Consider the following 24,558-nt stretch of genomic DNA (forward strand, 5'->3'; position numbering starts at 1 on the left):
TAACCTGATCATGCCCCACACTTCATCACGCATCCGTGCCTACATGGGCAGCTCGCTGGATGGCTACATCGCCGGCCCCGACAACGAGCTGGACTGGCTGAGCGCAGACCACGCCCGTGCAGGCGACCTGCCCGCGTCGCCGGACTACCTCGACTACCCAGGCTTCATTGCTGGCATCGGCTGCCTGCTGATGGGCCGCACCACCTACGAGGTGGTCGCCGCCATGCCGGAGTGGCCGTATGCCGGCCTGCCCGTCCTGGTAGCCAGCCACCGCCCCCTCCAGGATGCGCCCGATGGCGTGCAGGTTGCCGAGGGCAGCATCGAGGTACTGGTCGAGCGCGCACGTACCCTCGCCGCCGGCAGGGACGTCTATGTCGATGGCGGCGCCATCATCCGCCAGGCGGTGCAGGCACAGCTGCTGGACGATCTGGTGCTGACCTGGCTGCCCATCCTGCTGGGCGGCGGCGTACGCCTCTTCGACGTACTGCCGGAACCCGTGGCGCTGCAGTTCAGAGGCGCGGCAGCCGCCGGCAACGGCCTGTTGCAGGTCAGCGCGCGGCTTCTGCCTCAGAAGAACTCGTCGAGCAACCGGTAGAACGCCAGCCGGCGCTCGTCGGCAACCATGCCGTAGCGCTTGAACAGCGGCGCCACCCAACGCGTGTTGTCGAAATTGTAGACAAGGCTGCGCACGGCCAGCGCCAGGTCCTGGTAGCGGTCGGCCACACCCAGCCGGCCACAGTCGATGAAACCAGTGAAGCGGCCCCCGGCCACCATCAGGTTCGGCAGGCAGGCGTCTCCATGGCTGACCACCAGGTCTTCATGGTCGGGCCGGGTACTGCACAGTTCGGCGAAGACCTGCTGCGGACTCTGGCCCAGGCGCTCATCATCGAAATCATCGGCATCCACCAGGCCCGCTTCAATGCGGGCCTGCGCGACCTGCACGCGCGACGCCAGTCGCTGATCGAACGGACAGGCTGCCACCGGCAACGCATGCAGCCCGCGTAGCGCGTCGGCCAGCAGCTCCACCAGCTGCTGCGGCGCGAGCTCCGGCGACGAGGCCAGGTCGCGGCCAGGCAGCGCGCTCATCAGCAACCAGCGCCGGCCCGCCTCTTCGGCAGTGGCAATCACCGCTGGCACCGGTTGTCCCTGTGCCTGCAGCCAACGCAGGCGTGCGATCTCATCGCCCAGCTCACTGAAGGCGTCGATCACTTCCGACTTCAGGAAGGCATCGGCCTGGCCCGGCCGATGCACGCGGGAAACATCCGCACGCGACACACCGATCGATTGCCGCTCGATGCGCGCATCGGCCAATGCGTCCTGCCACGCCCACGGCAGCGGCATGTCATCAGTGATGGGTTTGGGTGCTTCCATGCCGAGGTGTTCCTGTTGCCGGTGACCCCACGGATTCTCGCTCATCCTGCATGGACCGCAGCCAACAACAACGCGGAAAGGTACATGCCCAGGCCGAACACACTGTGCGCCACCAGGCTGCGCAGGCGCGCCTTGCCCGGCGCCGGGGTCTTCGAAGCGGCAATGCCCGCGCCCATGCCCGGCTGCAGGATGAGGAACGGTGCGGCGACGCTGAGGATGCCGAAGGCCAGCGCCGGCCACAGTGTCGGCGCCTGCACCCAACCGTTCCCCACCACGGCCAGCAGCAACGCGGCGAAGACCACACCGATCACGTAATGCGCGGTCCAGCCCAGCGCGCGCTCGCCACTGACCGCAGCCGAGCGGCCGATGCCATCGTGGCGGAAGCGCCCGCGCGGCAGATGCCCCAACCAGCGGCCCACCATCGCGAAATCCAGCGAGGGAATGCCGAGCAGCCGCCGCTGCACCAGCGCCCACAGGTCCATCACAGCGGTCGCTCCCACGCCGACTACCACCGCATCCATCACGAATGTCGCCAAGCCAGCCATATCGCGCACCTTCAATTATTTGCTTGAATGATAGAGCGATGCTAGCGTGCGCCGCATGAACGCTGCAACAGAGCCACCGCTCTCACCGCTGGAAGCCTTGGCCGAAATCGCCCGCACGCTCGGCCATGCCCATCGCCTGGCCCTGCTGGAGCACATCGCCCAGGGCGAGCGCGCAGTGGAGCGCCTGGCCGAACTGACCGGGCTGTCGGTGGCCAATACCTCCCAGCATCTGCAGCAGCTGCGCCGTGCCGGCCTGGTTCAGACCCGACGCGATGGCAAGCGCATCCTCTACCGCAGTGGTGAGGGTCCGCTGGGCAACCTGCTGGCCGCGCTGCGCGACTATGCCGACCACCAGCGCGGCGAGATGCACGGCGTGATCCACGACAGCCTGCAGCGCCGCGATGCTCTGGAAGGCCTGACTGTCGAGCAGTTGCTGGAACAACGCAGCAGCGTGGTGCTGCTGGATGTGCGGCCGCGTGAGGAATTCGATCTGGGCCACTTGCCCGGCGCGCTGAACATTCCCGTTACAGAACTGCGTGCACGGATGGACGAACTGCCGCGTGCCGTCCACATTGTCGCGTACTGCCGCGGTCCCTACTGCGTGCTGTCCAACGATGCGGTGGCGATGCTGCGCGAGGCCGGACTGACCGCGCAGCGGCTCGCCGCCGGTTACCCCGAATGGAAGGCCGCCGGCCTGCAGGTGGACCTGCCCCGGCACTGAGCGAGACACCGGTCATGGATGATGTGTTTGCCCCGTTGATCGATGCGACCTGGCGCAGCGTGTTCTCCGGGCAGCGCATGCTGCAGGATGATCCGCTGCTGCAGTTGGCGTGCAGCGATGATTTCGATGAGGGCGAGGACGGCATGCTGCTGCAGCCGGTCGTGGGCCCCGCGCGCGCACTGCTGCGCCCGGCCCTGGCCGCTCGCCTGCAACTGCACGCGCAGCCGCACTGGACGCTCCCGCAGCTGCAACTGCGCCTGCAGCAGCTCGGCCAGCGCACGCATGGCGCGGATCGTGTCTTCTACTTCCCTGCCGCAGAACTTGCAGCCCTGGCCGAGCGCCCTGCACCGCCACATATCCGCCGTCTTGGCCCGGCCGACGCAGCCACGTTCGACGGGTTCCAGGCCAGCGCGAGCGAGGAGGATCTGGATGCCGCCTGGGTCGAGCTGGACCACTGGCAGGTGTTCGGCGCCTTCGATGGCGAGCGGCTGGTTACCGCGGGAAGCATGTACCCGTGGAGCCTGGATCCGGCCCTGGCCGACATGGGCGTGCTGACCCTTCCCGAAGCCCGCGGTCGCGGGCACGCGCGCCAGCTGGTACACGCCATGGCCGTGTCCGCGCGGGCGGCCGGGCTGCAGCCGCAGTACCGTTGCCAGCTCGACAACACCGCCTCGATCATTACCGCCGAACGCAGCGGCCTGCGTGCGTTCGCCGATTGGGACACCGTTCTGGCGGTCGACTGAGGCCGCCGCAGTACAACAAGGAAGCAACATGAAATTGATGGTCATCGGCGCCAGCAGGGGCCTCGGTCGGGCGTTTGTGGAAGGCCTGTGCAGTGCAGGCGACACCGTCATCGGCGTTTCAAGCAACCGACCGCGCGATATTGAATGCCCCGAGGGCGTCACCCTGCAGTGGATCGAAGCCGATCTGTCCCAGCCGACCGTGGCTGCCGACCACATCGCAGCACAGGCACCTGCCGATCTGGATGTGCTGATCCACAACCTGGGCATCTGGGAACAGACCGCCTTCAGCGACGAGTACGCCTTCCTCGACGAAACCGATGCCGCGCTCACCCAACTGGTCGACGTCAACATCACCGCGACCCTGGTGCTGCTGCAGCGCCTGCTGCCGCGGGTGCTGGGCGCACCACGCCCGCAGCTGGTGCTGACCGGCTCGACCTCGGCACTGCCACGCAGCGGCCGCCCGGAAGTGGCGTTCGGCGCATCCAAGTTCGCACTCAACGGCATCGCCGATGCACTGCGCGAGGGCTTCCGCGATCGCCGCCTGGCGGTGACCAGCCTGCAGCTGGGCTACCTCAACACCGACGATGCACTGTCGGTGCCGGTGGCAGAGGCCGCAGCGCGCGGCGACGGCGAGCTGGTGCCGGTGCACGACGTCGTTGCGATGGTGCGCGCGTTGCTGCAGTTGTCACCGTCCGGCTTCGTGCGCGAACTGGTGCTGCCGGCCATCGCCGACCCGCGCTACTGACCGACTCTGCGCAGGCCAGGCTCGACCTCTTCGCGCAACAGGTACCCGAGCACGATGGCGGTCAGCACGGTCGCCATCGCCAGGACAAACAGCTGGCCACGGACGGACTCCATGTATGCCTGGGCCAGCGCCGTTCTCGAAACGCCGGGCAATGCCTCCACCGCTCCGCCAAGGTCGCCCATGGACAGCCGGTGCACAGCTGCACGGGCCACGACGCCGGCTTCCAGCGCTACGCTCCCGCCAATCCGGGCAGAAAGCATGATGCCGACAAGCGCGAGGGCAATGGAATCGCCTGCCAGTCGCATTGCGTTGAAGATGCCCGCGGCCATGCCTGCCTGCTCTTTGCCAACCACGCTGACCGCCAGGCCATCCATGATCCCCCAAGGCAGACCGATGCCGATCCCGATGACCAGCATCGGCATCCAGCGCACCGAAGGTAGCTGGAACACCTGGGCCAGCCATGCGAGCCCAAGCGCGCCGATCAGCAGGCCAGCACAGCACAGCGTCCGCGCCGGAATCCAGCGCAGCAGGTAACCGGCAACCAGGGGCACAACCAGCAAGGGTGCAGACAGTGCTGCCATCGCCAGTCCGGCTTCGGTGGGCCGCAGCCCTTCAACACCGATGAACCCCGCCGGCAGCACCACCAAAAGGACGACGTACGAGAACGCAGGCGCAGCGGCGAGAATCTGCACGCCGACAAAGCGCCGGTTGCGGAACAGCCCGAGATCCAGCAGCGGTGTTCGATGGGAGCGCTCGACGGCAATGAACGCGGCCAGCAACACCATCGAGAGCGCCAGCAGTACCAGCGTCTGCGGATGCAACAGGCCGCGTTCCGGCAGCACGATCATGGCGTAGGTGAGTGACCCCAGCGCCAGCATGAAGGTGACGGCGCCCAGCCAATCCAGGCGTGGCGAACCGGTGCTCTTCGATTCGACGGATGACAGGGCGACCAGCGGTACGGTCAGGGCGGCCAGCAACGCAGGCAGGAAGAACACCCATTCCCAGCCCAGCGCATCGATCAATCCGCCTGCCAGCAGCGGACCGCCTGCGGCTCCTGCACCAAAGGTGGTGCCGATCAGGCTGAACACCCTGGCCCGCGCCTGGCCGTCGAACACCTGCGCCAGCGACGCCATCGCACCGGCAAACGCAGCCGACGCCGCCATCCCCTGAAGCAGTCGCAGTGCATTGATCCACGCCACATCGGGCATCAAGGGGATCATGCCGGTGACCAGCGCAAACGACGCGCCGCCCAGAAGCCAGATCCGGCGCCTGCCATGCAGATCGGCCAGCCCACCGGCCACCAGCGTGGTGCAGCCGTAGGTCAACAGATAAGCGTTGATGATCCAGGACAACGCCGCAGGGGAACCGCCCAGCGCGTCCCGGATGGCGGGAATGCCCACGGCGGGACTGGCAATGCTCAACGGAATGGTGAGCGCCGTCAGGCAGCCCGCCAGCACCACTCCAAAGCGTGATGATCCGGCCGTCTCAACAGAAGCAACTGACATGTCGATGAAACTCCAGCGTGGCCAGGCGCCACCGCATTGATGCTATCGACGACGCTGTCGCGTAAAAATCCATCGTTGTGTCCGTGCTTTAATGACATGAACGTCATCAATGGCCACGTCATGGACAGCTTTGCCGGTCTCAGCCTCTTCGTTCTGGTCGCCGAGGCACGCAGCTTCGCGGCCGCAGCACGACAGCGTGGCATCACTCCTTCGGCGGCAAGCAAGACCATCGCCCGGCTGGAAGAGCGCCTGGGTGCCCGCCTGCTGAATCGCAATACCCGCAGCGTCAGCCTGACTGCCGAAGGCGAGCAGTTCCTTGAACGCTGCCGTCGCATCATGACCGAGGTCGCCGCAGCGGAGCGCGAGCTGACCGACGCCCAGGCCGCGCCCAGCGGTCGCCTGAAGGTCAGTCTTCCACTCGCCAGCGGACTGATGCTGCCGGTGCTATCGGCCTTTGCGCACCGCTTTCCCGCCATTGAACTCGACCTGCACTTCAGCGACCGTCTTGTCGATGTCATCGAGGAGGGCTTCGACGCCGTTGTCCGCACGGGCAACCCCGCCGACTCCAGGCTGCACGGCCGCAACCTCGGCAGTGCCCGCCTGCTCTGTGTGGGCGCCCCTGCGTACTTCGCCAAGCGCGGCACGCCACAGCACCCGGATGATCTGAGCGGCCACGCATGCCTCCTCCATCGCTTTCCCGGCACCGGCCTGATCGAACGTTGGCCGCTGCCCACGCATGAGGGAGGCACTGAGCCGCGGCTGACTGCCGCAATGACTGCCAATCATCTTGAGACGATCCTGCACATGGCCATTGATGGCCATGGCATTGCGTGCCTGCCCGACTTCGCCACGCGTGATGCGCTGGACCGCGGTGAACTCGTCAGCGTCCTGGACCCATGGAGCACCGAGCGCAGCACCTTCTGGGCCCTCTGGCCAAGCCATCGCCATCAGCAGCCGCGTGTACGCGCGTTCGTGGATTTCATGGCCGAACACCTCCTGCCCGAACGCAGCCAGCGCAATTGAACCTGCGCGCTGCTGCGACTACGCTGCTCGTCACTGGCCGTCGGTCACAGGCGGGAACCTGCTATGGATGCGCTTTCACGGGTCTCGGCCCAGGTCCTGGACAGCGCCCTGCCCAGCCTGCCGCTGTACCTGCTGCAGGCCACGGCGGTGATCGGCATGATCGGCGTGCTGCTGATCGCCACCCGCCGCGCCGGGCACGCCATTGAAGGCCGTCGCCTGTATGTCGGCGTGGCGCTGGGCCTGATCTACCTGTTCAATTCCTGGTTCGTGGCCCGTTACACCCAGGGTGTGGTCAAGCTGCACCTCGGCTTCGACATCCTGCTGGTCAGTGGCCTGCTGGGCGGTTGGCGCGGCGGCCTGACCTGCCTGGCCGCCAGCCTGCTGGCGCGCTACCAGTTTGCCGGCACCCAGTATTTCCTGCCAGCCGGCCTCGAGGCCACGCTGCAGATGCTGGCCGGCGTCTGGCTGCGCAGGCGCCTGCACCCGCGCATGCTCAATGAGCTCTCGCTGCGCGTGATCCTGCAGGCCTGGGGCGTGCGTATCGCCGTCACTGCGTTGGGCCTGGCACTGGGCGTCGCAATCATCGGCGCCAATCGGCTGCCCGTGGAGGAATTGGCAATCCAGCGGCTGCTGGCACTGCCACTATCGCTGCTGATGCTCGGCGCGGTGTTCGCGCTGGTCTACAACGATGCGCAGATCGATGCACAGCGTCAGCGCGAACAGGCCTGGCTGCGCATCGATCCGATCAGTGGCCTGCCCAACATGCGTGCACTTGGCGAACGCCTGCAACATTACTGGCGCAACAACGACGGCATCGGCAAGGCCTGCCTGATCGTGGCCGAGATGGGCAACCTGCGCGATCTGCGCCTGCGCTATGGTCCGCTGCAGGACAACGGCCTGTGGCAGCGCGACAGCACCGACGAGGTGCATCGGCTGCTGCCCTCGCTGCCAGCCGGGCAGCTGGAGATCTACCAGTTCGGCGATGCCGCGCTGGCGATCCTGGTGCGCGACCTGACCTTGTTCGAACTGCGCACGCAGCCGCAGATCACCGAGCTGGCCAGCAACCTGGCCGATCGGGTCGGCCGCGATTGGCCCGGCTTCCGGCCGCTGTTCCGCTGTGCGGTGGTCGAACTGAAGCCCCCCGCCGATGCCGACGAAGGACATCTTCCGTTCCGCGCGATCACCGTGGCGCTGAGTGCGATCGAATCCGGCGTCGTGTTCTTCGACGACCCGATCCAGCGCGACAGCGAGATCGACGCCCTGATCGAAGTCGCCCTCGAACGCTGGCTGCAGCAGGGAGATGCCCCCCTGTGCTACCAGCCCAAGCATCGTCTGCAGGATCGCCAGCTGGTCGGCGCCGAAGCACTGCTGCGCATGCGCGACGGCGAGGGCCGGCTGATCGCGCCGATGCGGGTGATCTCGCTGCTGCGCCGGCAGGGGCGGTTGGCTGAACTGGAATGGGCCACGCTGCAGTCGGCCATCCACTTCCTGCAGCATTGCCGACGCGATGGCTCGCAGCTGAAGATCGCCGTGAACGTTTCGGCCGAGTCACTGCGCCTGCCCGACTTCGGCCTGCGCCTGCAGGAATTACTGGCACTGCACGATGTGCCCGGCGTGATGCTGCGCCTGGAAATCGTCGAATGGACCGAGATCGTCGAACGCGACGTGGTCGATGCCAACATCGCACAGCTGCTGGCGGCGGAGGTCACGCTGTCACTGGATGATTTCGGTGCCGGCTATTCAACCCTGATCCTGCTCTCGCAGCTGGCCATCGCCGAGGTCAAGATCGAGCAGGCGTTGATTGCCACGCTGTCCGACGCCAAGTCGCAGTCGATCGTTCGCTTCATCGTCGAAGTCGCGCACCGCTGCGGCGCGATCGTAGTGGCCGAGGGTACCGAAACCCTCGCGCAGGAACAGCAACTGCGCGCACTGGGTGTGGATGTCGGCCAGGGCTATCTGTACTCGGCGGCGCTGCCGGCCGACGAGTTCCGCCGCTTCGCCGCCAGCTAGACCGCGTAGTAACCCAGGAACATCGCCACCGCCGATTCGGCCACGCGTGCGCGCTCCTGTTCGTTCAACGGCGCCTGCCCCATCGTCACCTGTGGCCAGAATGCAAAGCTCTTCACCAGCCCGTGCAGCTGGTGGCCGGCGAACTCCGGATCGACCTGGCGCAGCCGGCCATCGGCGATTGCCGCACGGATCCACGCACTCTCACCGCTTTCCTTCTCGCCCATGCGGCAGACGATGGCCTGCGCACGTTCCGGCGAATGGATGATCTCGGCCATCGCCACCCGCGCCAGGTCGATGAAGTTGGCATCACTGAGCAGCTCCAGCTTCTGCCCCAGCAGCTGCATCAGCTGCGCCTGCAGCGGCTGGTCGGCGCGGTACGGCAGTGCGTCGCTGGCCACGCTGCGCTCCCACAGCTCCTCCAGGATCATCGAGAACAACGCTTCCTTGCTCGGGAAGTGGTTGTAGACGGTGCGCTTGGAGACCCCCGCCACCTCGGCGATGCGGTCCATGCTGGTCGCCTCGTAGCCCGATGCCCGGAACTCCTCCACCGCCGCACGCACGATGGCTTCGCGTTTGCGGTCGGTCAGGCGTTGCGGGGCACGGGACATGGCGGAAACCGGATAGCTGAACGGACGCCACCATTTTACACCCGGCAGTGTACTTTTGAAAAACACGAAACTACACTGTGCAGTGTACCCAGCGGACGTCACCCATGAAGCGCCTGCTCCTTGTCCTTTTGCTTGGAATCCTCGCCGTGACCGCCTACACCTTCTGCAAGTCCTGGTCCCTCCCCGACTTCCCCGAATCGCCGCAGTACCGCGACGGCAAGTTCCGCAATGCCCTGCCGCGTCCGGCGATGGGCCTGCGCGATGGCGCGGAGATCTGGTGGACGTTCCTGTTCAACAAGCCCAAGGGCACCGTGCCCGCCCACCCCATTCCGGTGCTGCCGCTGGACCGCGCCACCCTGGACGCCGCGCCTGATCGCAGCCTGTTCCGGCTTGGGCATTCCACAATCCTGCTGAAGCTGCGCGGGCAGTACTGGCTGACCGATCCGGTGTTCTCCGAGCGCGCTTCGCCGGTGCAATGGATGGGCCCGGCCCGCTTCCACGCGCCGCCGATCAGCATCGACCAACTGCCGCCGATCGCCGGCGTGATCCTCTCGCACAACCACTACGACCACCTGGACCATGCCGCGGTGATGCAGCTGGCCGGCAAGACCGCGCGCTTCATCGCACCGCTGGGTGTGGGCGACCAGCTGATTGCGTGGGGCGTGGACGCCAGCAAGGTGGAACAGCTGGATTGGTGGCAGTCCACCGAAGCCAGCGGCCTGCGCCTGACCGCCACCCCGGGCCAGCATTTCTCCGGCCGTGGGCTGGGCGACAGCGATCGCAGCCTGTGGGCGTCGTGGGTGATCCAGGACGGCGACTTCCGCATCTTCTTCAGTGGCGACACCGGCTACTTCGACGGCTTCAAGGCCATCGGTGAGAAGTACGGCCCGTTCGACCTGACCATGATCGAAACCGGTGCCTACGACCCGCGCTGGGCCTTCGTGCACATGCAGCCCGAGCAGACCCTGCAGGCGCACCTGGACCTGCGCGGCAAGTGGCTGCTGCCGATCCACAACGGCACCTTCGATCTGGCGCTGCACGCATGGCAACAGCCGTTCGAACACATCACCGCCCTGGCGGAGGCAAACAGCGTGCCGGTCGCCACGCCGATGATGGGCGAAGCGCTGGACATGCAGGCGCCTAGCGCCGGCACGCGCTGGTGGGAGCAGGTGCAGCTGTAACCAGCAACCGCCCTTGCCTGGAACCCTCTGCCGCACCCGCCTCGCGCGGGTGTTGCAGCAGGCGCAGCCGCCTCTGGGGGCCCGGACGGGGACCTGCAGCGGGTCGGCCGCCTGATTGTTCGACCATCCGGATAATATTGGCGGATCAAGGGGGATTATCCGTCAGGAAATTACGCTCAGGATGATCGTGCGCCATGTGGGTGCACCTTCCTGGATCTGAACATGAACATCGCTTCCTCAGCCCCCGTTGCCCTTGTCACCGGCGGCTCGCGCGGTATCGGTGCCGCCATCTCCCGCCGCCTCGCCGCCGATGGCTTCTCGGTTGCCATCAACTATGCCGGCCGTCACGAAGAAGCCGAAGCACTGGCCGCCGAACTGATGGCCAACGGCGGCCAGGCCATCGCACTTCAAGCCGATGTTGCCAATCCTCAGGCGGTGCAATCCCTGTTCAATGCCATTGAGGCCCGCTTCGGCGGTATCGATGTGGTCGTGAACAGTGCCGGGGTACTGGAACTCGCTGCGCTGGCCGAAAGCGAAGACGCGCTGTTCGACCGCCTCATCGCCATCAACCTGAAGGGTGCGTTCAATGTGCTGCGCGAGAGCGCACGACGGGTTCGCGATGGCGGCCGCATCGTCACCCTGTCCACCAGCGTGGTCGGATTCAAGCTCGAGCGTTATGGCGTCTATGCGGCAAGCAAGGCGGCGGTGGAAACCATGAGCGCCATCCTCAGCAAGGAGCTGCGCGGCCGCGGCATCACCGTGAACGCCGTCGCACCGGGCCCGACGGCAACGAGCCTGTTCCTGGAAGGCAAGTCAGCCGAACTGATCGACCGGTTGGCAAAGATGAGCCCGCTTGAACGCCTGGGTACGCCGGATGACATCGCCGCTGCTGTGGCCTTCCTGGCCGGTACCGACGGCGGGTGGATCAACGGTCAGGTTCTGCGTGCCAACGGCGGCGCGGTCTGAACCACGGAGAGACGCCATGAATCCGATCCCCGTTTCCCGCAGCGCTTACGCCCTCGTCACCGTGACCGCAGCGGTCACCGCTGCCTTCGCCGCAGCCGGAGCGCTGCATGCCGGCTGGCCAGTGTGGACGATGTTCATCGGTTGGATTGCCTTTTTCACCCAGCTGCAGGGCACGCGCTCCACGATCGAAAACCTGGCCTGCGTCTGGTTCGGGCTGGGCATCGGCGCATTGGCAACACTTGCAGTGGGCCTGCTCTCTCACCCATTGGATCCCTCGTTGGCCGTGCCCGTCGTTGTACTGGTCGTAGCGCTGTGCGTGGTTGCCCTGCGTGGCCTGCCGGTGTTGAACAACCTGCTGGGGTACTTCCTCGGACTGGTCAGCTGGTTCGCGGCCCACCTTGAGCCCTCGCTGGCCCATCTCTCCGAGCTGGCCGCGGCCAGCGCCCTCGGTTCACTGGCCGCCTGGACCGCACACACCGTGCCGCAGCGCCTGTTGGCCCGCGCCCGGCCATGACCCTCTCTTCTTCTGGAGCTCCCATGTCACACACCATCCTGATCACCGGCGCATCCTCCGGCTTCGGCCTGATGACCGCCAAGGCACTGGCCCTTGCCGGCCACGTCGTCTACGCCTCGATGCGCGAAACACGCGGGCGCAATGCAACGCGGGTGGCCGACATCGCACAGTGGGCAGACGCGCATCACGCCGACCTTCGCAGCGTCGAACTGGACGTACAGTCGGACGCGTCCAGCCAGGCGGCGGTCGAACAGGTGCTGACCGACGCAGGCGCGCTCGACGTCATCGTGCATAACGCCGGGCACATGGTGTTCGGGCCGGCTGAAGCGTTCACCCCGGAACAGCTGATGCAGCAGTACGACGTCAACGTACTGGGCACACAGCGGGTGAACCGTGCCGCGCTTCCGCACCTGCGCCGCCGTGGCAACGGCCTGCTCGTCTGGATCGGCTCGTCCTCCACACGCGGTGGCACTCCTCCGTTCCTTGCGCCCTATTTCGCCGCCAAGGCAGCCATGGATGCACTGGCCGTGTCCTATTCAACCGAACTGTCGCGGTGGGGCATCGAGACCACCATCATGGTGCCGGGTGCATTCACCAAGGGCACCAACCATTTCCTGCATTCGGGCACGCCCGCCGATACCGCCATCGCGGCCGACTATGAGAACGGTCCCTACGCCGGTGTCGCCGACCAGGCGCTGAAGGGCCTGGTAGGGTTGGAGCCTGCAGATGCCGATCCCGAGGAGGTCGCGCGGCAGATCGTGCGGGTCGTGGGCCTGCCACACGGACATCGGCCGTTCCGGGTACATGTAGACCCCTCACAGGACGGCGCCGAAGTGGTCAATGCCGTTGCCGATCGCATGCGACGCGAGATGTACACCGCCATCGGTCTCGCAGACCTGCTCTCGCCACGAGGCTGAAGCGGGAGTGGCAGCGCACCTGCAAGGCGCCTTCGAGCGCCCTGCAGGACGCCAGCGGTGATGACGGCGCTGATGCGGTCGCCCTGCACTACACCTTGGGCTGCAGCCTGCGCCCTTCGCGTGCCAGATTCAGCTGCAGTGCGGCGGCGGCGAGATCGGACATTTCCGTGGTGACTTTCTCGCTGCCGCGCGCGCGCATCCACCCCAGAATGTCGGCGAGATGCCAGATGGAGGTTGAGCCGTCGTGCACCGGGGCTGGAAACGACTGCGGGTTGGCCAGCATGAGCTTGCGCATGTTCTGGCGTGACACCCCGAGCAGATCGGCCACGTCCGTGAGCCCCACCAGATCGGGGCTCACTTCCACCAGTTCGGCACCCGGCACGGCCCGTTGCACGTCATCGACGGCCGAGCACAACGCAGCCACCGCGCTGTCAGCGTCACGGCAGAAGGCCAGCGCCATCCTTCCGGGCAGGCCGCTGCCCAGAAGGGCATCGTCACACCCCGCCTCTACCAGCCGCCGCTCGAGCACACCCACGTCATCGCAGATGTCCGGCAAGCGGTACTTCAGGGTGAAATTGAATTCCATCATCTGCCACCTCACTTCCATCAACGCCTGATTTCATTGCTCACGACTGCAGTTCTCGACCACACGGCGCAAGGCGCGCGCGTGATTGCCAGGACTGCGCGGCGTGCTCCAGATGCTCACGACGCAGAACTCTCCACATCGGCAGTCGGTGTCGTTGTAAGGGCAATACATGCGGCCCCACGCATGGCTCCCACCTACACGGAGGGTCCAACCTCGAGCTTCCGCGAACCGCAGTACCCATTCGATGTCCTTGTCGGGATGACGAGCACGAGACATTCCTTGTTCTCCCTAGTCTGCACATGACATACCTGGGTTGTCAAATGACAACCCGGGCAATTCGACCTTGGGCAATGACCCTAGGCGATCCTGGCCATGCGTCCAGAGCCACATCCGTCAACGCCCGCCGCATCCCTTACCGCAGCGCGTCATGTAAACGGTTACATCACTTGCTAGCGTAGCGCTCGCCCGATCCCGGCCGAACCTGCGAGGCTGTCTGTAATGGCATTTCGCGTTGAACGCTCCACGGTCCTCAAGCTGCCCTCCTCTTTCCGCCCCACCGCGGTCCTGCTGTTTGTCGGGCTGGCCATGTCCGCGCATGCCCAGAACCTGCCAGCCCGCGACCAGTGGCAGGCCAGTGCGTCGTCGCAACAGGTTCCGGCGATGGCCATCAGCCACCTGATCGACAACGATCCGAAAACAGTGACCGGCGGTGCCTTCAGTCCGGGCCACTGGTTCCAGATCGACCTCGGCGCGCCAGCAATGCTGGCCGGCGCACGCCTCACCTGGGACGTCTCCAACCCGGAAGGCTATTCGCTGCAGACCTCGCTGGACGGCATGCAGTGGCAGACCGCCTACACCATGGCCGATTCGCTCGGCGGCATCGAAACGCTGTACTTCGCACCGCGCCAGGCCCGCTACCTGCGTCTGGCCAGCCCGCAGCGCACTTCCGACTGGGGCGTGTCCATCTTCGAAATGGAGCCGCTGGACACCACGCTCAGTGCGCGCGTGGCCGGACTCGATGCCACGCAGTCCGCGGCACTCTGGCAGGGCGGCAGTGCGGTGGCGATTCCCGCCGGCAAGGGCGGTACCCACACACTCGACATCGTTCTGCCGCGCGCGCAGTCCAGCACCGGGCTGGCGGTGGACTGGGCCAATGAGCACGGCGCTGCGCGCCTGCAGGCACGCGATGCCCAGGGCCGCTGGCACGAACTGGCCACGGATGCACAGGCGGCAACCCGGCAGCAGAGCTGGCTCGCGGCCAGCGCGCCGCTGGACCTGCAGGCACTGCGGCTGAACGTCGACGGCGATGCCCCCCAGGTGGCACGCATCCGCTTGCTCGGCCCGAAGGCGGTGATGACGCCGATGAAGCGTTACCAGATCGCCGCCAGCGGCGCACAGCGCGCGTTGTTCCCCGCCTCGCTGCAGATGCAGCAGACCTACTGGACTGCGGTCGGCGTGCACGCGGGCCGGCAGAAGTCGATCTTCGACGAGTACGGCAACGTCGAGGCCTTCAAGGGCGCACCACTGGTGCAGCCGATCTGGCGCAATGCCGACGGCAGCGCAGCCGGGGCCGCCGGGCAGAAGGTGCAGCACGCGCTGAGCGACGGCTGGAAGCCAATGCCGTCTGCCACGTGGGCACCGCAGCCGGGACTGGAACTACGCAGCGAGGCCTTCGCCATCGAACGCGGCGGGCAACCGGTCACCCTGGTCCGCCACCGCCTGCGCAACACCGGCACCGCCACGATCGACGGCACGCTGACACTGGCGGTACGACCGATGCAGATGAACCCGCCGTGGCAGAACGGCGGGCTGTCGCCGATCCGCGAGGTCGCCGTCGAAGCCAACACGGTGCGCGTGAACGGCCGCACGCTGCTGCGCTCGCTCACGCCGGTGGATGCTGCCGGAGCCGCGCCGTTCGGCAACGAAGGTGCAACGGAAATCACCGCCGGCATCGCAGCCGGACGTCTGCCTGCCGCTCAGCAGGCACGCGATGAGCAAGGACTGGCCGCGGCCGCGTTGAGCTACCGGATCCGCCTCGCCCCCGGTACCAGCGATGCGGTGGTCGTGGCGTTCCCACTCGGCACCGCCGCTGCCGATGCCAATGGCGTGCTGCCCGAAGCGCCTGCGCTTGACCTGACCACGCTGCCCCGTGATGCCAATGCGGCGTTCGAGACGCTGGCCACGCAGGCGTCCGCAGATTGGCAGGCGCGGCTGGGCCAGGTCGGCCTGCGCCTGCCCGATCCCTCGCTGGTCGACATGCTGCGCGCGCAGGCTGCCTACATGCTGATCAACCAGACCGGCCCGGCCATGCAGCCCGGCCCGCGCAACTACAACCGCTCCTTCATCCGCGATGGCATGGCCACCTCGGCGGTGCTGCTGCGCATGGGCGAAGCCAAGGTCGCGCGCGACTATCTGGCCTGGTACAGCGAACATGGCGTGCACGGCAACGGCCTGGTCTCGCCCATCCTCAACGACGATGGCAGCGTCAACACCGGCTTCGGTTCGGATATCGAGTACGACAGCCAGGGCCAGTATGTGGCGCTGGTCGCCGACGTCGCCCGCCTCGATGGTGGTCCGGAGTCGGTGCGCGCGTACCTGCCGAAAGTGAAGGCCGCACTGCGCTTCCTGCAGGAACTGCGCGAGCGCACGCTGGTGCCCGGTTACAAGGCCGACCAGCCGGCGCCGGAGCGATTCGCGGGCATTCTTGCGCCGTCGATCAGCCATGAGGGCTATCCGTCGCCCACCCACAGCTACTGGGATGACTACTGGGGCCTGAAGGGCTGGCACGACGGTGCATGGCTGGCCGAATCGCTGGGTGACCACGAGACCGCACGCTGGGCGCGTGAGCAGTACAAGGCGCTGTACGACGCACTGCATGCCTCGATCCGGGCGACGATGGCGTGGAAGGGCATCGACTTCATTCCGTCCTCGGCGGATCTGGGCGATGGTGATCCCACCGGCGTTTCGATTGCATTGGACCCCACCGGTGCGCAGAGCGTGCTGCCGGCAGATGCATTGCGGACCACCTTCACCCGCTATCTGGAGGACGTGCGCAAGCGCAGCCAGCCCGGGGCGCTGTATGCCTACACCCCGTACGAGATCCGCAATGTATTGAGCTACGTGCATCTAGGCCAGCCCGAGGCCGCCGACGAACTGCTGCAGGGACTGCTGCATGATCGGCGCCCGCTTGAGTGGCAGGTGCTGGCCGAAGTGGTGCATTCGCGGTTGCGCTTCCCGCGCTACCTGGGCGACATGCCGCATACCTGGATCGGTGCCGAATACGGCCGCACGCTGTTCGGCATGTTGATGCGCGAGGACGATGACGCGTTGTCATTGCTGCCGGGGACACCGCCTTCGTGGGTGGCGGGCGATGGATTGGCGGTGGAGCGTCTGCCGACCGCGTATGGCACGTTGCAGATGCAGGCGCGGCAGCGCGACGGGCTGCTGACAGTGGTGATTGGCGAGGGGCTGCGCAAGGACACCGCCGTGCGCATGTGGTGGCCGAACCGGACCGCGCCGAAGTCTGTGCGCGTGGATGGACGCAGCGTTTCCGACTTCGATGCCGAGGGCGTGCGCCTGGCGAAACCGTTCCGGACGTTGGAAGCGGTCTGGTAATGCAGCCGAGCATGGCTCGGCTCTACAGAAATCAGACTCTGCGAGTAGATCCACGCCATGCGTGGATGCTCTTGTAGAGTCGAGCCATGCTCAACGCATCGCACACCACGCGAACTGCAGCCGAGCATGGCTCGGCTCTACAAAAGCAGCGGTAGCTGCCGGGCCATGCCCGGCATCAGAGCGTCGGCAGCCCCGGCGGGTTGGTCTGCGACTGCGGCACGGCCTCCTCGGCCACATTCCACCGCTTCAGCGCCTGCGCATAGGTGCCGCTGCCGATCTGGGTGTTCAGCGCCTGCGTCACCGCATCAGCCAGGCCACTGCCCTTGCGTGTGGTCACCGAGATCGCTGCGGCGTTCGGCCAGCCCCCCGGGAACAGGCCCACACGCCGCACCTTGCCATCGCGCGCCGAATAGGCACCAGTGGCGTTGGGCTCGAACGAGACATCGGCGCGCCCGGTGATCACCGCCAGCCGCCCAACCACGGCGTCATCGAAGTACTGGTACTCCACCGGCTTCAAGCCAGCGGCGATGTTCTGCTGGTCCCACTGGCGCAGGATCTGGTCCTGGTTGGTGCTGGCGCCGACCACCACCTTCAGCCCGGCAACGTCGGCCGGCTTTTCGATCTTCTGGATCGGGCCATCACTGCGCGTATAGATGCCGAGCAGGTCGTAACGGTAGCTGGAGAAATCGAACTTCTTCTTGCGCTCTTCGGTCACCGTCACGTTCGACAGCACCGCGTCGTACTTGCCTGATTCCAGACCCAGCGGCCAGTCGGCCCACGCCACCGGCACGATCACCAGCTTCAGGCCCAGCCCATCGGCAATCAGCCGTGCGATGTCCGGCTCGATGCCGACCACGTCCTTGCTGTCGGTACCATAGTCGGCCAGCGGCAGCTGCCCCGGATGGGTGGCCACGGTGAACGTACCGGGCGTGACAAAGCGATAGTCTGCCGGGATCAACGCCTGCGCCTTCGGATCGAGCGTGCCCTTCAGGATGGTGGTGTTCGCACCCGCCAGGCTGGTTGCGGCCACGGTGCCGGTATCCGGCGCCTGACGCACGCGCGAGTAGACGATGCCGGCGATGCCGATGACCAGCACACCCACGACCAACAGGGTGCTGCGCGAGGGGCGACGCGGTGCTACAGGGCTCATGGTCTTCCTTCCGGGTTTACAGGGTCTTGGCCAGGAAATCGGCGGTGCGTTGCTGGCGCGGGCGCTCGAACAGAGCCTCGGGCGTGCCCTGCTCGATCACCCGCCCCTGGTCCATCATCACCACGTGGTCGGCCACGCGGCGGGCGAAGCTCAGTTCGTGGGTGACAATCACCAGCGTGGTGCCGGAGCTTGCCAGCTCCTCGATCACGCTGAGCACTTCGGCCACCAGCTCCGGGTCCAGTGCCGAGGTCGGTTCGTCGAACAGCAGCACCTTCGGTTGCAGGGCCAGCGCACGAGCAATCGCGATGCGCTGCTGCTGGCCGCCGGACAGCTGGCGCGGGAAGGCATCGGCCTTGTCGGCCAGACCAACCCGTTCCAGCAGCGTGCGCGCCTGCTGCTCGGCCTGCGCGCGTGACACGCCACGCACCGCGATTGGCGCTTCGATGATGTTCTCCAGCGCGGTCAGGTGCGGGAACAGGTTGAAGCCCTGGAACACCATTCCCACCTCCGCACGACGGCGGCGGATCTCGCGTTCGGGCAGCTCGTACAGGGTGTCGCCATCGCGGCGGTAGCCGATCAGCTGCCCGCCGACGGTCACGTAACCGCTGTCGGCACGTTCCAGGTGGTTGATCAGCCGCAGCAACGTGGACTTGCCAGCGCCGGACGGGCCGATCAGCACCGTCACGCTGCCAGCGCGCAGGTCCAGGTTCACGTCTTCCAGCACCGGCTGGTCGCCGAACACCTTGCCTACGCCATGCAGCGACACCGATGCCCCCTCGCCCGCTTCAACCTGCGCGGCGATGCGCGGGCGATTGACCACGCGCGGTGCAGCCTCACCTGTGGCGCGCGTCGGTGACGAGACACGCGATACCGAACGCTCGCGCTGCAGTTGGCCGCGCGCAAAGCGCTGCTCCACGCGCCGCTGCAGCAGCGACAGCACGGTCAGGATCACCAGGTACCAGACCGTGGCCACCATCAGCAGCGGCACCACTTCCAGGTTGCGTCGGTAGATCACCTGTACCGTGTAAAACAGCTCCGGCAGCGCCAGCACGTAGACCACCGACGTGCTCTTGGCCAGGCCGATCACATCGTTGAACGCTGCCGGCAGGATCGAGCGCATCGCCTGCGGCAGGATGATGCGGCGCACCTGGCGGCCACGTGGCAGGCCCAGCGCGGCCGCGGCCTCGTACTGGCCGTGGTCGACCGAAAGAATGCCGCCACGGATCACCTCGGCCGAGAACGCGGCCTGGTTCAGGGTCAGGCCCAGCACCGCGGCAGTGAACACACCGATCAACTGTGTGGTCGGGTACGAGAACAGGCTGATGCCGGTGAACGGAATCCCCAGTTCGATGGTGCTGTACAGATAGCCCAGGTTGTTCAGCAGCAGCAACAGCACCAGCAGCGGGATCGAGCGGAACAGCCACACATAGCCCCACGACACTGCCGACAGCAGCGGTGAACCAGAGACGCGGGCCAGCGCAAGCAGCGTGCCCAGCGCGAAGCCGAGGCCGGTGCCGAGCGCGGTCAGCAGCAGCGTGCGACCCAGGCCTTCCAGCACCGGGCGTGCGAAGAACCACTCCGCAAAGGTGCCCCAGCCCCAACGCGGATTGCCCAACACTGATTGCAGCCCGATCAGGATCAGCGCCAACGCCAGAAGGGTTCCGACCACCTGTAGTGGATGCCGGGCCGGCACGATCTTCAACGCCGGGGTTGGCGCCGGGCGTGTGGCAATTCCATCCAGCGCGGTCGAAGGCGTGCTCATGCGTGGGCTCCGTGCAGCACGGTCTGTGATGGCACAACGGCGGGTGCCGATACGCCAAGACGCTTCTCGAACGGCAAGTGGGCGATGGATTCCGGATCGGCATCCAGATCGAACAGCGCGGTGTAACCGTGGCTGAGATACAGGCCAACCGCTTCGGGCTGGCGGAAGCCGGTGGTCAGGAACACCCGCCCGTAACCCTGGCGCGCCGCCTGCTCTTCCAGCTCCTGCAGCACCCGTCGCGCGATGCCTTGGCGGCGCAGCCCGGGCAACGTCCAGATGCGCTTGAACTCGGCGGTGTCCGCATCCCGGTGCGGCATGAAGGCACCGCCGGAGATCGCCACACCGTCGCGCAGCAGCAATACGAACGCCCCTACCGGCGCAGCAAAGGCCTGCGCCGGGTAGCGCTGCAGCTCCTCGCGGGCGCTGCCGCCGATGCGTCGGCGCACATCGGCGTAGCGGCTGTCGTACTCCTGTTCCAGTCCATCGAACAGTGGACGGGCCAGTGGATCGTCCACCGAGGTGTAGAGGAAGCGTTCGTTGCTGCTCATGCCACGTCCTTCACCAGATAGTCTTCGGCCAGCCGCGCCCACAGGCTGGCGGCGGGTGCGATGGCGGCGTCGTTGAATACATAGCGCGGGCTGTGCAGCGGTGCGCTGTCGCCGTTGCCGACGAACACGAAGCTGCCGGGCCGCGCCTGCAGCAGGAACGCGAAATCCTCACTGGCAGTGCGCGGCGCGAATTCGGGCACCACGTGTTCGCTGCCGAAGCCCTGCACGGCCACCTCACGGATGTAGGCGGTCTGCTGAGGGTGGTTGATCACACTGGGGAAGCCGCGCGGGAACTCGATCTCGGCGCGCGCGCCGAACGCGGCGGCGGTCTGCTCGGCAATCTCGGTGACCCGACGCCGCAGCGTGTCGCGCACCTCCGGCAGATAGGCGCGCACGGTCAGCTTCAGCTCGACCACGTCTGGAATCACATTGGCGGCCTGCCCGCCATGAATCGAACCGACGGTGACCACGCCCATCTGCCGCGGATCGACATTGCGCGACACCACGCTCTGCAGCGCGGTGACGATGTGCGCTGCCACCAGAATCGGGTCGACGCTTCCCTGTGGCTCGGCGCCGTGGCCGCCCTTGCCGATCACCTTCAGCCGCGCCCAGTCCACCGACGCCATTGCCGGGCCATCGACAAAGCCGAAGTGCCCCACCAGCACGCCCGGCCAGTTGTGCAGGCCATAGATCGCATCCACCGGGAAGCGTTCGAACAGGCCGTCGGCAATCATCTTCGATGCGCCCGAACCCGTCTCCTCGGCCGGCTGGAACACCAGCTGCAGGGTGCCGTCGATATTGCCGTGATGGGCCAGGTAATGCGCGGCGGACAGCAGGATGGCGGTATGCCCGTCGTGGCCGCAGGCATGCATCAGCCCCTCGTTCTGGCTGGCGTAGGCCAGGCCGGAGTCCTCATGGATCGGCAGTGCATCGATGTCGGCACGCAGCCCAAGGCGACGGCTGCCCTGCCCGCGCTGCAGCGTACCGACCACGCCGGTACCGCCGAGGCCGGTGGTCACCTCATAGCCCCACTGCTGCAGCAGCTCGGCCACGCGAGCGCTGGTGCGGTGTTCCTGGAAGGCCAGCTCCGGGTGGCGGTGCAGGTCATGGCGAATCGCGATGGCGGCCTCGGCGCGCGCCGCGATCTCCGGCAGCACGCCAGTCGTTGGGGAATTCCGCCGGGCATGGCCCGGTGCTGCCGCGCTTTCTCCGCTCATCGCCTTACCCCACCTTCCGCGCCGGTTCGGCGTCGGTCGAATGGCGGCTGGCCTTGTACGGCAGGCCCAGATGCGCTCGCAGCGTCTGCCCTTCCAGCTCACGCTGGTGGTAGCCGCGCGCCTGCAGGATCGGCAGCACCTGGGTCACGAAATCGTCCAGGCCTTCGCGCTGTGCCGCGAAACCGAGGATGAAGCCGTCGCTGGCACCGGCATCAAACCAACGGATCAGCTCGTCGGCCACATGCTCCGGCGTACCGATGAAATTTGGCCGTGGGCTCACCGCTTCCAGCGCCACCTGGCGCAGGCTCAGGCCCTTCTCACGCGCATCCTGCTTGATGCGGTCGGTGGTGGAACGGAACGAATTGCTGCCGATGTCACCCAGCTCCGGGAACGGCGCGTCCGGATCGTACTGGCTGAAATCGTGGTGGTCGAAGAAGCGGCCGAGATAGGCCAGCGCATCCTCCAGCGTGGCCAGCGCAGCAATCGCCTGGTACTTGGCTTCAGCCTCCTCGGCAGTGCGACCGACGATGGGGCCGATGCCCGGGAAGATCTTCACGTCATTGCCGCTGCGGCCGTGGGCGATCGCCGAGTTCTTCACCTTCTGGGTGAACGCGCGGGTCTCCTCCAGCGATGGCGAATGGGTGAACACCGCATCGGCGTACTTGCCGGCCAGCGCGATGCCATCGTCGGACGACCCGGCCTGGAAGATCACCGGCTGCCCCTGTGGCGAACGCTGGATGTTGAGCGGCCCTTCCACCTGGAAAAAGCGGCCCTTGTGGTCAAGGCGGCGGAACTTGTCCGGCGCGAAGAACGTGCCGCTGTCGCGCTCACGCACGAAGGCATCGTCGTCCCAGGAATCCCACAGCCCTTGCACTACGTCCAGGTACTCGTCGGCGATCTGGTAGCGCAGCGCGTGCTCCGGGTGCGGGCGACCGTAGTTGCGCCCCGAACCCTCCAGCGGCGACGTCACCACGTTCCACCCCGCACGACCGCCGCTGAGCAGGTCCAGCGAAGCGAACTGCCGGGCCACGGTAAACGGGTCGCTGTAGGAGGTCGACAGCGTGCCCGCCAGGCCGATCTTCTTCGTCGCCGTGGCCAGCGCCGACAGCAGCGAGATCGGCTCGAAGCGATTGAGGAAGTGCGGGATCGACTTCTCGTTGATGTACAGGCCGTCGGCTACGAAGCCGAAGGCAATGCCGTTGTCCTCGGCGGTACGCGCGATGTCGATGTAGAACTGCAGGTTGACGCTGGCATCGGCCGGATTGGAGGGATGCTTCCAGGCATGCATGTGGCTGCCAGGACCCTGCAGCATGATGCCGAACGGAATGTGGCGCGGGGTCGTGCTCATGGGAATCGCTCCTGCAGGTCAGGCCACCGCCGCGCGCGGCGCGGGCGACAGCAGTTCAAGGGATGTCAGGCGTGCATCAAGGTCGGCCACCGGCGCATCGAGGATGAACTCGCCCACGCCGAAGCGCCGGTGCAGCGCATCCAGTTCGTCACGCACGTGCTGCGCATCACCGGACAACACGCTGGGGCGCGTTTCCTCGATGCGGAAGTCGGCCACGCCCACCTGCCGCGCATACTCGGCAGCTGCTTCGGGACTGGGCAGGTTCACCGTCTGCCCGGGACCGAGGTGCAGCTTGTAGACGCGCAGCGCACCGATATGACGCGCTACGGCTTCGGCAGTTGGGGCGGCGAACGCCACCGTGGCCAGCAGCGGCGGCTGCTTTGAAACGCTGAGGTAGGCATCGAACGCGGCCTCGATATGCTTCGGGTCACCATCGAAGTGCGCGGCGTAGACGAAGCGCCAGCCCAGCTCGGCCGCCTGCTGCGCGCTCTGCGGGCTGGCCCCGAGCAGGAAGCGCTCCGGTGCCTGCTGCGGAACCGGCCGAGCCTGTGCCTCGGTGTCGGCGCCGGACAGATAACCTTCCAGGTCACGCAGTTGCTGGTCGAAGTCGGCGAACGCCGGACGCCCGGCTGCCAGCGCCGCGGTCGAGGCCGGCAGGCCACCGGGGGCCTTGCCCACGCCCAGATCGACACGCCCCGGCGCCAGCGCCGACAGCAGGTTGAAGTTCTCCGCCACCTTGTACGGCGCGTAGTGGCGCAGCATCACCCCGCCACTGCCGATGCGGATGCGCCGGGTCTGCGCCAGCACCCACGCAGCCAGCACTTCCGGTGCAGGGCTGGCCAGCGTCGGCGTAGCGTGGTGCTCGGCAAACCAGTAGCGGTGGTAGCCCAGCTGCTCGGCGCGCTGCGCCAGCTGCAGGCTGTTGCGCAGCGCCTGCTCCGGCGAGGCACCTTCGGCCACCGGGCTCTTGTCCAGCACGCTGATCTGATAGCTCATGGTCACGTCCTCGCTCAGGGGTGGGCCACGGGAATGCCGAGCAAGCCGTTCAACGCGGCCAGGATCGGCTCTGCACCGGAGATGTACTGGCGGTCCTGGTGCGCGCCACTGGCCAGTTCGCTGCGCACGCCCTGCGGCAACACCAGCTTGGGTAGTGACTGGTCCTGCTCACCGATCTCGGCGATCACCTCGCGGCGCGGCCGCGCGAAGCCGATGCGGCGTACATCCAGCTGCGCGTCCAGGCCATCGATGCTCGACAGCGCGCCCTCCAGCAGCAGGCTGTGCCGACAGAAGAAGCGCTGGCCGGGAATCTGGCCGTCCTCGAACTCACGGTCGAGCAGGAACAGGATGGGTTTGCTTGCCGCGTCGAAAGTCACAGGGGTCGTCCTCATCGGGGCCGGCAATGCGATGCCGCTTCGATATCGATGCTAGAGATGCCAGCAGCCGCAGCAGCGACGGCTGGCGACAATCGGCGGTCAGATCCGGC

General features: G+C 66.7%; 23 protein-coding genes. 11 read left to right on the top strand and 12 right to left on the bottom strand.

Translation table 11 applies throughout. The features are described 5' to 3' along the window. The first annotated feature begins 10 nt into the window (after positions 1-10). On the top strand, positions 11-595 hold the full coding sequence (locus tag AC5O77_RS06710) for a dihydrofolate reductase family protein (protein ID WP_494506597.1): 585 nt from the start codon (positions 11-13) through the stop codon (positions 593-595). Here the strand turns inward: AC5O77_RS06710 and AC5O77_RS06715 are convergent. After that, positions 568-1,371 carry an APH(3')-II family aminoglycoside O-phosphotransferase gene (locus AC5O77_RS06715; RefSeq protein WP_494506598.1) on the bottom strand — a complete coding sequence of 268 codons (804 nt, stop codon included), beginning with the start codon at positions 1,369-1,371 and terminating at the stop codon, positions 568-570. The genes AC5O77_RS06710 and AC5O77_RS06715 overlap by 28 nt on opposite strands. A 41-nt stretch (positions 1,372-1,412) precedes the next feature. Continuing rightward, complete coding sequence (locus AC5O77_RS06720) at positions 1,413-1,916, bottom strand: DUF2938 domain-containing protein (protein WP_180844098.1); 504 nt, start codon at positions 1,914-1,916, stop codon at positions 1,413-1,415. A gap of 55 nt (positions 1,917-1,971) precedes the next feature. Between AC5O77_RS06720 and AC5O77_RS06725 the strand changes: the two genes are divergently transcribed. From AC5O77_RS06725 to AC5O77_RS06735, 3 genes are read left to right on the top strand one after another with little or no spacing between them, the layout of a single operon-like run. After that, entirely contained in the window at positions 1,972-2,637 is a 666-nt protein-coding gene (locus tag AC5O77_RS06725; protein ID WP_478482454.1) for an ArsR/SmtB family transcription factor, read from the top strand. A gap of 14 nt (positions 2,638-2,651) precedes the next feature. Next, complete coding sequence (locus AC5O77_RS06730) at positions 2,652-3,380, top strand: GNAT family N-acetyltransferase (RefSeq protein WP_494506599.1); 729 nt, start codon at positions 2,652-2,654, stop codon at positions 3,378-3,380. Between the two features lie 28 nt (positions 3,381-3,408). Then, positions 3,409-4,125 (top strand): SDR family NAD(P)-dependent oxidoreductase, encoded by a 717-nt coding sequence (locus AC5O77_RS06735; protein ID WP_494506600.1) that lies wholly within the window; start codon positions 3,409-3,411, stop codon positions 4,123-4,125. Here AC5O77_RS06735 and AC5O77_RS06740 read toward each other — a convergent pair. Beyond that, positions 4,119-5,630: an MFS transporter gene (locus AC5O77_RS06740; protein WP_494506601.1), complete on the bottom strand. Its 1,512-nt coding sequence runs from the start codon at positions 5,628-5,630 to the stop codon at positions 4,119-4,121. The two genes, AC5O77_RS06735 and AC5O77_RS06740, sit on opposite strands and share 7 nt — an antisense overlap. A 96-nt stretch (positions 5,631-5,726) precedes the next feature. Here AC5O77_RS06740 and AC5O77_RS06745 point away from each other — a divergent pair, with 96 nt between their 5' ends. Together AC5O77_RS06745 and AC5O77_RS06750 are read left to right on the top strand one after the other, a co-directional pair. Then, positions 5,727-6,653, top strand: a complete 927-nt coding sequence (locus tag AC5O77_RS06745) for a LysR substrate-binding domain-containing protein (RefSeq protein WP_494506602.1) — start codon at positions 5,727-5,729, stop codon at positions 6,651-6,653. 63 nt (positions 6,654-6,716) lie between these two features. Further along, entirely contained in the window at positions 6,717-8,663 is a 1,947-nt protein-coding gene (locus AC5O77_RS06750) for an EAL domain-containing protein (protein ID WP_494506603.1), read from the top strand. Here the strand turns inward: AC5O77_RS06750 and AC5O77_RS06755 are convergent. Further along, the gene (locus tag AC5O77_RS06755) at positions 8,660-9,271 is read right to left on the bottom strand and encodes a TetR/AcrR family transcriptional regulator (RefSeq protein WP_049398557.1); all 612 of its coding nucleotides are present in this window, start codon (positions 9,269-9,271) and stop codon (positions 8,660-8,662) included. The genes AC5O77_RS06750 and AC5O77_RS06755 overlap by 4 nt on opposite strands. 104 nt (positions 9,272-9,375) lie before the next feature. Here AC5O77_RS06755 and AC5O77_RS06760 point away from each other — a divergent pair, with 104 nt between their 5' ends. The 4 genes from AC5O77_RS06760 to AC5O77_RS06775 all read left to right on the top strand — a co-directional run bounded on the left by AC5O77_RS06760 (position 9,376) and on the right by AC5O77_RS06775 (position 12,849). Next, positions 9,376-10,452 (top strand): MBL fold metallo-hydrolase, encoded by a 1,077-nt coding sequence (locus AC5O77_RS06760; RefSeq protein WP_494506604.1) that lies wholly within the window; start codon positions 9,376-9,378, stop codon positions 10,450-10,452. A gap of 222 nt (positions 10,453-10,674) precedes the next feature. Continuing rightward, positions 10,675-11,418, top strand: coding sequence for an SDR family oxidoreductase (locus AC5O77_RS06765; protein ID WP_100468275.1), 744 nt, complete (start codon positions 10,675-10,677; stop codon positions 11,416-11,418). A gap of 16 nt (positions 11,419-11,434) precedes the next feature. Next, the gene (locus tag AC5O77_RS06770; protein ID WP_012510840.1) at positions 11,435-11,932 is read left to right on the top strand and encodes a DUF1097 domain-containing protein; all 498 of its coding nucleotides are present in this window, start codon (positions 11,435-11,437) and stop codon (positions 11,930-11,932) included. A 23-nt stretch (positions 11,933-11,955) separates the two neighbouring features. Continuing rightward, on the top strand, positions 11,956-12,849 hold the full coding sequence (locus tag AC5O77_RS06775) for an SDR family oxidoreductase (protein WP_012510839.1): 894 nt from the start codon (positions 11,956-11,958) through the stop codon (positions 12,847-12,849). 88 nt (positions 12,850-12,937) lie between these two features. On the opposite strand, the gene AC5O77_RS06780 is transcribed toward AC5O77_RS06775, so the two are convergent. Then, positions 12,938-13,435, bottom strand: coding sequence for a helix-turn-helix transcriptional regulator (locus AC5O77_RS06780; protein ID WP_494506630.1), 498 nt, complete (start codon positions 13,433-13,435; stop codon positions 12,938-12,940). 498 nt (positions 13,436-13,933) lie between these two features. On the opposite strand from AC5O77_RS06780, the gene AC5O77_RS06785 reads away from it, so the two are divergent. Next, complete coding sequence (locus AC5O77_RS06785; protein WP_494506605.1) at positions 13,934-17,050, top strand: galactose-binding domain-containing protein; 3,117 nt, start codon at positions 13,934-13,936, stop codon at positions 17,048-17,050. Between the two features lie 175 nt (positions 17,051-17,225). Here AC5O77_RS06785 and AC5O77_RS06790 read toward each other — a convergent pair whose 3' ends face one another. The 7 genes from AC5O77_RS06790 to AC5O77_RS06820 are packed head-to-tail and all read right to left on the bottom strand — an operon-like array spanning position 17,226 to position 24,463. After that, a complete protein-coding gene (locus tag AC5O77_RS06790; RefSeq protein ID WP_494506606.1) occupies positions 17,226-18,200 on the bottom strand; it encodes an ABC transporter substrate-binding protein in 975 nt (324 codons plus the stop codon). Positions 18,201-18,216: 16 nt separating this feature from the next. Beyond that, positions 18,217-19,962 carry an amino acid ABC transporter permease/ATP-binding protein gene (locus AC5O77_RS06795; RefSeq protein WP_494506607.1) on the bottom strand — a complete coding sequence of 582 codons (1,746 nt, stop codon included), beginning with the start codon at positions 19,960-19,962 and terminating at the stop codon, positions 18,217-18,219. Continuing rightward, positions 19,959-20,510, bottom strand: coding sequence for a GNAT family N-acetyltransferase (locus AC5O77_RS06800; protein ID WP_006362507.1), 552 nt, complete (start codon positions 20,508-20,510; stop codon positions 19,959-19,961). The genes AC5O77_RS06795 and AC5O77_RS06800 overlap by 4 nt, the downstream gene beginning before the upstream one ends. After that, entirely contained in the window at positions 20,507-21,727 is a 1,221-nt protein-coding gene (locus AC5O77_RS06805; protein ID WP_494506608.1) for a M20 aminoacylase family protein, read from the bottom strand. The genes AC5O77_RS06800 and AC5O77_RS06805 overlap by 4 nt, the downstream gene beginning before the upstream one ends. Positions 21,728-21,731: 4 nt before the next feature. After that, the gene (locus AC5O77_RS06810; protein WP_049421303.1) at positions 21,732-23,075 is read right to left on the bottom strand and encodes an LLM class flavin-dependent oxidoreductase; all 1,344 of its coding nucleotides are present in this window, start codon (positions 23,073-23,075) and stop codon (positions 21,732-21,734) included. A gap of 18 nt (positions 23,076-23,093) precedes the next feature. After that, a complete protein-coding gene (locus tag AC5O77_RS06815) occupies positions 23,094-24,071 on the bottom strand; it encodes an LLM class flavin-dependent oxidoreductase (protein ID WP_494506609.1) in 978 nt (325 codons plus the stop codon). Between the two features lie 14 nt (positions 24,072-24,085). Continuing rightward, positions 24,086-24,463, bottom strand: a complete 378-nt coding sequence (locus AC5O77_RS06820; RefSeq protein ID WP_219626372.1) for a DUF3088 family protein — start codon at positions 24,461-24,463, stop codon at positions 24,086-24,088. Positions 24,464-24,558 lie beyond the last annotated feature (95 nt).

The organism is Stenotrophomonas sp. INTA L402-1 (assembly GCF_059295135.1).

Excerpts from the sequence above, each read along its gene's own strand:
- AC5O77_RS06710 (WP_494506597.1), top strand. The coding sequence starts at position 11 with ATGCCCCACACTTCATCACGCATCCGTGCCTACATGGGCAGCTCGCTG.
- AC5O77_RS06715 (WP_494506598.1), bottom strand. The coding sequence starts at position 1,371 with ATGGAAGCACCCAAACCCATCACTGATGACATGCCGCTGCCGTGGGCG.
- AC5O77_RS06720 (WP_180844098.1), bottom strand. The coding sequence starts at position 1,916 with ATGGCTGGCTTGGCGACATTCGTGATGGATGCGGTGGTAGTCGGCGTG.
- AC5O77_RS06725 (WP_478482454.1), top strand. The coding sequence starts at position 1,972 with ATGAACGCTGCAACAGAGCCACCGCTCTCACCGCTGGAAGCCTTGGCC.
- AC5O77_RS06730 (WP_494506599.1), top strand. The coding sequence starts at position 2,652 with ATGGATGATGTGTTTGCCCCGTTGATCGATGCGACCTGGCGCAGCGTG.
- AC5O77_RS06735 (WP_494506600.1), top strand. The coding sequence starts at position 3,409 with ATGAAATTGATGGTCATCGGCGCCAGCAGGGGCCTCGGTCGGGCGTTT.
- AC5O77_RS06740 (WP_494506601.1), bottom strand. The coding sequence starts at position 5,630 with ATGTCAGTTGCTTCTGTTGAGACGGCCGGATCATCACGCTTTGGAGTG.
- AC5O77_RS06745 (WP_494506602.1), top strand. The coding sequence starts at position 5,727 with ATGAACGTCATCAATGGCCACGTCATGGACAGCTTTGCCGGTCTCAGC.
- AC5O77_RS06750 (WP_494506603.1), top strand. The coding sequence starts at position 6,717 with ATGGATGCGCTTTCACGGGTCTCGGCCCAGGTCCTGGACAGCGCCCTG.
- AC5O77_RS06755 (WP_049398557.1), bottom strand. The coding sequence starts at position 9,271 with ATGTCCCGTGCCCCGCAACGCCTGACCGACCGCAAACGCGAAGCCATC.
- AC5O77_RS06760 (WP_494506604.1), top strand. The coding sequence starts at position 9,376 with ATGAAGCGCCTGCTCCTTGTCCTTTTGCTTGGAATCCTCGCCGTGACC.
- AC5O77_RS06765 (WP_100468275.1), top strand. The coding sequence starts at position 10,675 with ATGAACATCGCTTCCTCAGCCCCCGTTGCCCTTGTCACCGGCGGCTCG.
- AC5O77_RS06770 (WP_012510840.1), top strand. The coding sequence starts at position 11,435 with ATGAATCCGATCCCCGTTTCCCGCAGCGCTTACGCCCTCGTCACCGTG.
- AC5O77_RS06775 (WP_012510839.1), top strand. The coding sequence starts at position 11,956 with ATGTCACACACCATCCTGATCACCGGCGCATCCTCCGGCTTCGGCCTG.
- AC5O77_RS06780 (WP_494506630.1), bottom strand. The coding sequence starts at position 13,435 with ATGGAATTCAATTTCACCCTGAAGTACCGCTTGCCGGACATCTGCGAT.
- AC5O77_RS06785 (WP_494506605.1), top strand. The coding sequence starts at position 13,934 with ATGGCATTTCGCGTTGAACGCTCCACGGTCCTCAAGCTGCCCTCCTCT.
- AC5O77_RS06790 (WP_494506606.1), bottom strand. The coding sequence starts at position 18,200 with ATGAGCCCTGTAGCACCGCGTCGCCCCTCGCGCAGCACCCTGTTGGTC.
- AC5O77_RS06795 (WP_494506607.1), bottom strand. The coding sequence starts at position 19,962 with ATGAGCACGCCTTCGACCGCGCTGGATGGAATTGCCACACGCCCGGCG.
- AC5O77_RS06800 (WP_006362507.1), bottom strand. The coding sequence starts at position 20,510 with ATGAGCAGCAACGAACGCTTCCTCTACACCTCGGTGGACGATCCACTG.
- AC5O77_RS06805 (WP_494506608.1), bottom strand. The coding sequence starts at position 21,727 with ATGAGCGGAGAAAGCGCGGCAGCACCGGGCCATGCCCGGCGGAATTCC.
- AC5O77_RS06810 (WP_049421303.1), bottom strand. The coding sequence starts at position 23,075 with ATGAGCACGACCCCGCGCCACATTCCGTTCGGCATCATGCTGCAGGGT.
- AC5O77_RS06815 (WP_494506609.1), bottom strand. The coding sequence starts at position 24,071 with ATGAGCTATCAGATCAGCGTGCTGGACAAGAGCCCGGTGGCCGAAGGT.
- AC5O77_RS06820 (WP_219626372.1), bottom strand. The coding sequence starts at position 24,463 with ATGAGGACGACCCCTGTGACTTTCGACGCGGCAAGCAAACCCATCCTG.